This window comes from Streptomyces sp. NRRL S-378 (assembly GCF_000720645.1).
Classification (GTDB): domain Bacteria; phylum Actinomycetota; class Actinomycetes; order Streptomycetales; family Streptomycetaceae; genus Streptomyces.
Genome location: NZ_JOBX01000055.1, coordinates 37335 through 45945, shown reverse-complemented (window position 1 = coordinate 45945; position 8611 = coordinate 37335). Strand labels below are relative to the sequence as shown.

Sequence of the window (8611 nt, the reverse complement as noted above, 5' to 3'; positions counted from 1 at the left end):
CGTTCTGCTGTCTTGCGTTTCCGACTCTATCAGACTCTTTCATGTCCGATTTCCTCGGCGCTTTCCAGGTTTCCGCTTTCGCGTTTCCCTTTCCGGCGACCCCGACTCTATCAGTGGATTTCCGTCTCCCCGACCACTCGCTGCATTCCCGAAAGGGCATACGAAGGAGCGGTGGAGATCGAGTTCGAAGCTGAAGAGGAGGTTTCCCGTCCAGCTGCCGTTCGCGAGATGTTCACGCGGGGCATCCTGGCGGGAGTCACGACAGTACAGGCCGGGGGGTGCCCAAGCAAATCGATTCAGGCGTATGGTCTAGTCCACCGGTCTAGTCCACTAGTCTCCGTGCCGAAGGGACCAGTCCGGATCGGGTCCTACATCGGACTAACCCGAACATCTAGTGACTTATCCTTCTGAAGAGTACGCCGTTCGCGACAGTCAGTGACGGCGAAACCAAGAGCCCCACCCCTGGGAGGCCCCTCATGACCAGCGTGACGTCCCCACTTGCAGGTCGCGCCATCGGACTCGCGGCAGTGCCGGATCCGGTGTTCTCCGGCGCAATGGTGGGCCCGGGCACCGCCATCGATCCGGTGCGCGAGCCCTCGGAGGCGGTGTCCCCCGTCGACGGTGTTGTCGTCTCCCTGCACCCGCACGCGTACGTAGTCGTCGACGGCGAGGGCCACGGCGTACTCACGCACCTCGGCATCGACACCGTCCAGCTCAACGGCGAGGGCTTCGAGCTGCTCGTCAACAAGGGCGACACCGTGACCCGCGGCCAGGCGGTCATCCGTTGGAACCCCGCTGCCGTCGAGGAGCTCGGCAAATCCCCGATCTGCCCCGTCGTGGCACTCGAGGCGACCGCCGACTCGCTGTCCGACCTCGTCGAGTCCGGCGACGTGAAGGCTGACGACACGCTCTTCAGCTGGCAGTGAGCCTTCCGCCCGCACGGGCGTGACGGACATCCACCGCGGCGGCCGGGGCCGCCGCCCAATCGGAGACGGGTGAAATGGAGACAACGCTGCGAGGCGTCGGCGTGAGCCACGGGGTGGCGATCGGCGAGGTGCGGCACATGGGCACGGCGGTCCTCGAACCGCCGGCCAGGCAGATCACCGCCGATGAGGCGGCGCGCGAACAGGGGCGCGCCCGCCAGGCCGTGAAAGCCGTGGCGGCCGACCTGATCGCGCGTGGCCAGCTGGCCGGTGGCGAGGCCCAGCACGTGCTCGAGGCCCAGGCGATGATCGCCGAGGACCCCGAGCTGATGGCGGACGTCGACCGGCGGATCGCCGTCGGCAGCACCGCCGAGCGCGGTGTGTACGACGCCTTCGCCGCCTACCGCGACCTGCTCGCGGGAGCCGGCGAGTACATGGCCGGCCGGGTGGCCGACCTGGACGACGTGCGCAACCGGATCGTGGCGCGGCTGCTCGGCGTGCCGATGCCGGGTGTGCCCGACAGCGACGAGCCGTACGTGCTGATCGCGCGGGACCTGGCGCCCGCCGACACCGCCCTGCTCGACCCGGCCCTCGTCCTCGGCTTCGTGACCGAGGAAGGCGGGCCGACCAGCCACAGCGCGATCCTCGCGCGCGCCCTGGGCGTGCCGGCGATCGTTGCCCTGCCGGGTGCCGGCGAGATCGCCGAGGGCACCATGATCGCCGTGGACGGCAGCACGGGTGACCTGTTCGTCGACCCGTCCGCGGAGAAGCGGGCCGAGCTGGAGGCTGCGGCCGCCGAGCGCAAGGCGGCGCTGGCCGCTTCGTCCGGTCCCGGTGCGACCTCCGACGGTCACAAAGTGCCGCTGCTGGCCAACGTCGGCGGTCCCGCGGACGTGCCGGCCGCCGTCGAGGCCGGGGCCGAGGGCGTGGGCCTGTTCCGTACGGAGTTCCTCTTCCTGGACGACAGCAAGAAGGCTCCGTCCGAGGAGAAGCAGATCGAGTCCTACCGCAAGGTGCTCGAAGCCTTCCCCGAGGGACGTGTCGTCGTGCGTGTGCTCGACGCGGGTGCCGACAAGCCGCTGGACTTCCTGACACCGGCCGACGAGCCGAACCCCGCTCTGGGCGTGCGCGGGCTGCGCACGCTCCTGGACCACCCGGAGGTGCTGCGCACGCAGCTCACCGCGCTGGCGAAGGCTGCGCAGGGTCTGCCGGTCCATCTCGAGGTCATGGCCCCGATGGTGGCCGACCGCGCCGATGCGAAGGCCTTCGCCGACGCCTGCCGCGAGGCCGGACTCCAGGCGAAGTTCGGCGCGATGGTGGAGATCCCCTCCGCCGCGCTCCGTGCGCGCTCGATCCTCCAGGAGGTCGAGTTCCTCTCGCTGGGCACCAACGACCTGGCGCAGTACGCCTTCGCCGCCGACCGGCAGGTCGGCGCCGTCTCCCGGCTCCAGGACCCGTGGCAGCCCGCGCTGCTCGACCTGATCGCGATGGCGGCCGAGGCGGCCAAGGCGGAGGGCAAGAGCTGCGGTGTCTGCGGCGAGGCCGCCTCCGACCCGCTGCTGGCCTGCGTACTGACCGGTCTGGGTGTCACCTCCCTGTCGATGGGCGCCGCGTCGATCCCGTACGTCCGGGCGACGCTCGCCAAGCACACGCTGGCGCAGTGCGAGCGGGCCGCGGCGGCGGCCCGTGCGGCGGACAGCGCCGAGGAGGCCCGCGTGGCCGCCCAGGCGGTGCTCTCCGGCGAGTAGCCGGACGGTGTCGTGCGGAACGAGGGGCCCTCGCCGGTGGCGGGGGCCCCTCGGGCTTCTCAGTGGTGGGGGCCGGGGTCGTCGACCTCGTAACCCGGGCAGTATTCGACGCCCGGTTCGGGGGCGACGAGGTCTCCGGTGTCGGCGTCGGTGCAGTACGCATTGAATACGGCGGCCGCCGAGAGGGCCGTGAGCCGTCCGCGGTCCAGGCGCCAGCCGTGGACGCGGTCGCGATGGCCCTCGGTGGTGCTGCGTACGACGAGTCCCCCGGGGCCGCCGAGGGCGAGGCCCGCGGCGAGGACCGTCACGAAGTCGAGGCTCTCGCGGCCGTCGATGCGCGGCGGTGCGTCCGGGTCGCCGGTGGTGTCGGCGTGCAGGACGGCGACGAGCTGCTCGTCCTCGGTCGGGACGCTGCAGACGAAATGGTGGTGGCCGGGTCCTGCGCCGGCCAGGAGGCGTTTCAGCGCGTCGGTGGCGCGGTCGAAGGAGGCGTGGCCGATGTCCTCGCCGCAGTCGGCGCACCGGCCCATTCCGGCGAGGACCCCGGTGGCGTACTCCCAGGTGGCCTGGCGGACGGCCTCGTCGACGAGGAGCGGCACGAGTTCGTCGATGGGCTGGCCGGTGTAGGGCAGGACGGTCCCGCTGCCGGCGAGTTCGGCGATGAAGCGGGTGCGCGTCTCGGAGGTGTCCGGGTCCAGGCCGTGTTCCCCGCAGTACTCGGCGTACTCGTCGGGGTCGAAGAGCGCCACGGTGGTGTGGATGCCCCGGGCCGCGAAGGACCGGAGCAGGCCGTCGACGTGGTGGAGGTAGTCGGCGTAGTCGGCCTGGCGGTCGAAGCCGAAGGTGCGGTAGCCGCACATGGCCGCGAAGTCCCCGGCGTCGGCCAGGAGGCCGACGGTGCCGGGGACCTCGCGACGCAGCGCGCGGCGCCGGTGGGTGCTGCGGGTCCGGTGGGTACCGGTGTCGTTCTTGCGTGGCATGGCTGGCTCCCCCTGAGTGCGATCACGTGAGTGCGACCGTTTGCTCACTCAGCGTAACCAGCGCCACTGACAGTGACAGGAGCGGTGGCGGACCTCAGCCGCGGGTGCGGGTGCGGGCCAGTTCCTCGTAGAAGCCGAGGAGGTCGATGTTGTCGACGGACCCCGGGTTGACCGCCTTCGCCAGCGGCGTGCCCTGCAGGAGCCGCTTGACCGGCACCTCGATCCGCTTGCCGGTGAGGGTGTGCGGGATCGCCGGCACCTCGATGATCTCGTCGGGCACGTGGCGCGGGGAGAGTTCCTCGCGGATCGTCGCCTTGATCCGGGCGCGCAGGTCGTCGTCCAGGGCAGCGCCGGGGGCCAGGTGGACGAAGAGCGGCATCCAGTAGCCCCCGTTCGGCTCCTCCAGGCCGATGACCAGGGACTCCTTGATCTCCGGGAGCCTCTCTACGGCCTCGTAGATGTCGGCGGAGCCCATCCGGACGCCCTGGCGGTTGAGCGTGGAGTCAGAACGGCCGTGGATGATCACCGAACCGTGGTCGGTGATCGTGATCCAGTCGCCGTGGCGCCAGACGCCCGGGAACATCTCGAAGTAGCTGTCGCGGTAGCGGCTGCCGTCAGGGTCGTTCCAGAAGTGGATCGGCATCGACGGCATGGGGTTGGTGACGACGAGTTCGCCCACCTCGCCGACGACCGGCTTGCCCGACGGGTCCCAGGACTGGAGGTCCGTGCCGAGGCAGGCCGCCTGGAGCTCCCCGATGTGGACGGGCAGGGTGGGGACGGCGCCCGCGAAGCAGCTGCAGACGTCGGTGCCGCCGCTGACGGAGGCGATCCACAGGTCTTCGGCAACCTCGTCGTGGAGCCAGCGGAAGCCGTCGGGCGGAAGAGGGGAACCGGTGGTCGCCACGCACTTCACCGCGGAGAGGTCGAAATCGCGGGACGGGTGGACCTCGGCCTTGCGGCAGGCCATGACGTAGGCGGCCGAGGTGCCGTAGAGCGTGGCGCGGGTGCGCTCGGCGATGCGCCACTGCGCGCCCGTGTCCGGGTAGCCGGGGCTGCCGTCGTAGAGGACGACCGTCGTGCCGGTGAGGAGTCCGGAGACGAGGAAGTTCCACATCATCCAGCCGGTGGAGGTGTACCAGAAGAACCGGTCCTCCGGGCCGAGGTCGCAGTGCAGGCCGAGCTGCTTGAGGTGTTCGAGGAGGATGCCGCCCTGGGACTGGACGATGGCCTTGGGCAGACCGGTCGTGCCGGAGGAGTAGAGCACCCAGAGCGGGTGGTCGAAGGGGACCGGCTCGAAGACGGGCTCGGTGTCCGCCGCGGTGAGCGCCGACCACCCGAGGGCGCCTTCGGGGGCGGGCGTGCCGAGGAGCGGGATGTGGACGACCGCGCGCAGGGAGGGGAGCTCGGCGCGGAGCTCGGCGACGGCTTCGCGGCGGTCGTGCTCCTTGCCGCCGTAGCGGTACCCGTCCACGGTGAACAGGACGACCGGCTCGACCTGCTGGAAGCGGTCGAGGACGCTGCGGGCGCCGAAGTCGGGGGCGCAGGAGGTCCACACGCCGCCGACCGCGGCGGTGGCGAGGAGGGCCACGGCCGCCTCGGGGATGTTGGGGAGGTAGCCGCTGACCCGGTCGCCGGGGCGTACGCCGAGAGCGCGCAGCTCGGCTGCGAGGGAGCCGACCCGGCGGCGGAGTTCGGCCCAGGTGACGGGGACGGGCTCGTGGGTCTCGTCCACGTACAGCAGGGCGGGGTCGTCGGCGCGGGCCGGGTCCTCGGCGGCGCGCAGGGCGTGCTCGGCGTAGTTGAGGGTGGCTCCGGTGAACCACTGGGCGCCGGGCATGGAGCGGTCGGCGAGGACGGACTCGTACGGGGTGGTGAAGCGGACGTCGAACCATTCGGCGACGGCCTGCCAGAAGGTGTCGAGCTCGTCGACGGACCAACGGTGCAGGGCGGGGTAGCCGCCGTCCGCGGGGGCTCCGAAGCGTGCCGCGGCCCAGGCCTGGAAGGCGGTGATCCGGGCCGCGGCGATCCGGTCGGGGCCCGGCGCCCAGAGGGGTTCCGGCTGGGTGGCTGAGGTCATGGGTCGGCTCCCGGTCAAGTCTGCGGCTCGCGCTTCGTGTGCGTGTGCGGTGGTACGTACGTGTACGTGTGCGTACGGTGCCATCGCGCGGGGGTGGGCGCGCGGCGGCTCACAGGGACGATGCCATGTGATCGACGGCTGCACCAGGGCCGGCCTGGCCGGTCGGGTGACCGGCGGAGGACGCCGCCGCTGGGTGAACGGCAGTTGAACGCCGTCCCCTCGGCCGGGGGCCGGTGGCAGGGTGAGCGGCATGGACGGTCGTGATCTGGTGCGTGCGGTGAAGGACATCGGTACGGAGCGCGGTCGGCGGGCCTGGCTCTCGGCCTTGCGCCGGCGCCGCGCGGACGCGGTGGGGCTCCCGCGCCGGGGCGCGGAACGGGCGCGGGTGCCGGGGCTGCTGATCGGTACGGAGGCCCGACCGGGCGGGGGCGTGCTGCGGTTCGCGCGCTCGGAGCTGGTGGTGCGGGTGATGGCGGGCGGGGTGGTGTTCTGGGCCTGGGACGGGGCCGGGGCGACGCCCTCGTACGCGGTGGTGGGGAGCGGGCCGGAACCGGACCTGCGGGCCGTGCTGGAACCGGACACCGGGGGCGGCTGGCGAGTGGTTTCGGAGCGGGTGACGGTGGCCGTGTCCCGGTACGGGGCGCTGGAGGTGCGCACCCCTGGCGGGACGATGCTGCGGCGGGAGTCACCGCCGCGGTGGTGGGAACCGGCACCGGTGCCCCTGGCCAGGGAGGCCGCTGACGACGCCCGCTCGGCCGGGAGCCGTCCCGCGGGGGTGGCGGGCTCGGACCGGCCCGGGACGGGCGGGCCTGACGGGACAGGAACGGGCTCCGTCGGGCCGGAGGCCCTCTCCGGTGCGGCAGGGGCGGCCACGCGTGGGACGAGGGCGGGTTCCGCCGGGTCGGGGGCGGGTTCCGGTGGGACGGCGTCGGGCTCCGGCGGGACGGGGGCAGCGGCCGGCCTTGGGGTGGGGCCGATGGGGCCGGTCGGGTTCGGGGGGCGGTGGGGGGTGCGGAGTGAGGTGCCGGCGGACGCGCGGTTCTTCGGGCTGGGCGGGCGGGCCGCGGGGCCGCGGCTGCGCGACGGGGCGTACCGGCTCTGGAACACGGACCCGAAGGGGGGCTTCGGGCCGGGCGTCGATCCGCTCTACCTCACCATGCCGGTGCAGATGGTCGTGGCGGACGCGGGGACCCACCTGGTCTTCCACGACAACTGCTGGGACGGCCGGGTGGTGCTGCGCGAGGGCGAGGAGGGCGTCGGGTCGGGGCCGGACCGTCCCGGGGCGAGCGACCTGCGCATGGAGGGCGGGCCGCTGCGGTGCTGGGTGCTGGTGGGGACGCCGGCCCGGGTGCTCCAGGGCTGGTCGGGGCTGACGGGCGGGGCGGCGGTGCCGCCCGAGTGGGCGCTGGGATACCAGCACGCGCGGTGGGGGTTCGGGAGTGCGGCGGAGGTGCGTCGGGTGGTCGCGGGGTACGCGGCGCGCGGGCTCGCGCTGTCGGCCGTACACCTGGACATCGACCACTACGACGGGCACCGAGTGTTCACCGTGGACGAGGAGCGGTTTCCGGATCTGCCGGGGCTGGCACGGGAGTTGCGTGAACAGGGGGTGCGGCTCGTGTCGATCGTGGACCCGGCGGTCAAGGCGGGTGACGCGCTGCACGCGGCCGGGCTGACGGTGGGGTCGGGGGGCGCCTTCGTGCGGGACGCGCGCGGGCGGGAGGTGCGCGGGGAGGTGTGGCCGGGCGAGTGCGTCTATCCGGACTTCACGGATCCGGAGGTCCGGGAGTGGTGGGGCGGACTGTACGAGGAGCGGCTCGGGCAGGGCTTCTCCGGTTTCTGGCACGACATGAACGAGCCGGTGTCCTTCGCGGCGTTCGGGGACACCACGTTGCCGCGGTCGGCGCGGCACGCGATGGACGGGGCGGGCGGTGACCATCGGGAGGGGCACAACGTGTACGCGCTGGGGATGGCGCGGGCGGGATGGGAGGGCCTGGTCCGGCTGCGGCCCACGGAGCGGCCGTTCCTGTTCTCCCGGTCGGGCTGGGCGGGGATGCAGCGGTACGGGGGCACCTGGTCGGGTGATGTGGAGACCAGCTGGGAGGGGCTGCGGGCCTCACTGGCGCTGGTGATCGGGCTGGGGCTGTGCGGGGTGCCGTACTCGGGGCCGGACGTGGGCGGGTTCGGCGGTTCGCCGTCGCCGGAGTTGTACGTGCGGTGGCTGCAACTGGGCGCGTACCTGCCGTTGTTCCGCACGCATTCGGCGATCTGGGCGGGGCGGCGGGAGCCGTGGGAGTTCGGGCCGGAGGTGGAGGAGCAGGCGCGGGCGGTGATGGCGGAGCGGGAGCGGCTGCGGCCGTACTTCGTGACGCTCGCCCACATGGCGCGCCGGACCGGGGCCCCGTACGTGCGGCCGGTGTGGTGGGGCGCGCCGGAGGACCGGCGGTTGCGGGACTGCGAGGACGCGTTCCTGCTGGGTGACGCGCTGCTGGTCGCGCCGGTGCTGGAGCGCGGGGCGGACCGGCGGGCGGTACGGCTGCCACGGGGCCGGTGGTACGACACGGCGACGGGAGCGGCGTACGAGGGGCCGGGCCAGATCCTGCTGGACGCGCCGCAGGGCCGGATCCCGGTGCTGGCGCGGGCGGGTGCGCTCCTGCCGGTGCGGTCCGCGACGGGCGGCGGGGTGGAGCTGGAGGTCTGGGCGCCGGCTCGGGGTCGTACGGGCGGCGGGGTGGTGGTGCGGGACCCGGGGCCGGGTTTCGGGGCGGGCCGGGTCGAGCGGTACACCTCGCGGTGGGCCGGGGACGCGGTGGTGGTGGAGGACGAGGCGGGGGCGCCGGTGGCGGGCGTGGTGGTGCGGGGGCTGTAGCGGAGCGGAACGGTGCG

Annotated in this window: 5 protein-coding genes; 3 read left to right on the top strand and 2 right to left on the bottom strand. The window is 73.1% G+C overall.

All coding sequences use genetic code 11. The features are described from left to right. Nucleotides 1-476 precede the first annotated feature (476 nt). Together IH80_RS0129860 and ptsP are read left to right on the top strand one after the other, a co-directional pair. Nucleotides 477-926 carry a PTS sugar transporter subunit IIA gene (locus IH80_RS0129860; RefSeq protein WP_030964644.1) on the top strand — a complete coding sequence of 150 codons (450 nt, stop codon included), beginning with the start codon at nucleotides 477-479 and terminating at the stop codon, nucleotides 924-926. Between the two features lie 74 nt (nucleotides 927-1000). Then, nucleotides 1001-2671, top strand: a complete 1671-nt coding sequence (gene ptsP, locus IH80_RS0129855) for a phosphoenolpyruvate--protein phosphotransferase (protein WP_030964641.1) — start codon at nucleotides 1001-1003, stop codon at nucleotides 2669-2671. 59 nt (nucleotides 2672-2730) lie between these two features. Here ptsP and IH80_RS0129850 read toward each other — a convergent pair whose 3' ends face one another. Together IH80_RS0129850 and IH80_RS0129845 are read right to left on the bottom strand one after the other, a co-directional pair. Beyond that, nucleotides 2731-3651, bottom strand: coding sequence for a hypothetical protein (locus tag IH80_RS0129850; protein ID WP_030964640.1), 921 nt, complete (start codon nucleotides 3649-3651; stop codon nucleotides 2731-2733). A 94-nt stretch (nucleotides 3652-3745) separates the two neighbouring features. Next, nucleotides 3746-5728 carry an acetoacetate--CoA ligase gene (locus tag IH80_RS0129845; RefSeq protein WP_030964639.1) on the bottom strand — a complete coding sequence of 661 codons (1983 nt, stop codon included), beginning with the start codon at nucleotides 5726-5728 and terminating at the stop codon, nucleotides 3746-3748. Between the two features lie 469 nt (nucleotides 5729-6197). Between IH80_RS0129845 and IH80_RS0129840 the strand changes: the two genes are divergently transcribed. Continuing rightward, nucleotides 6198-8594, top strand: coding sequence for a glycoside hydrolase family 31 protein (locus IH80_RS0129840; RefSeq protein ID WP_420708878.1), 2397 nt, complete (start codon nucleotides 6198-6200; stop codon nucleotides 8592-8594). The last annotated feature ends 17 nt before the right edge of the window (nucleotides 8595-8611 follow it).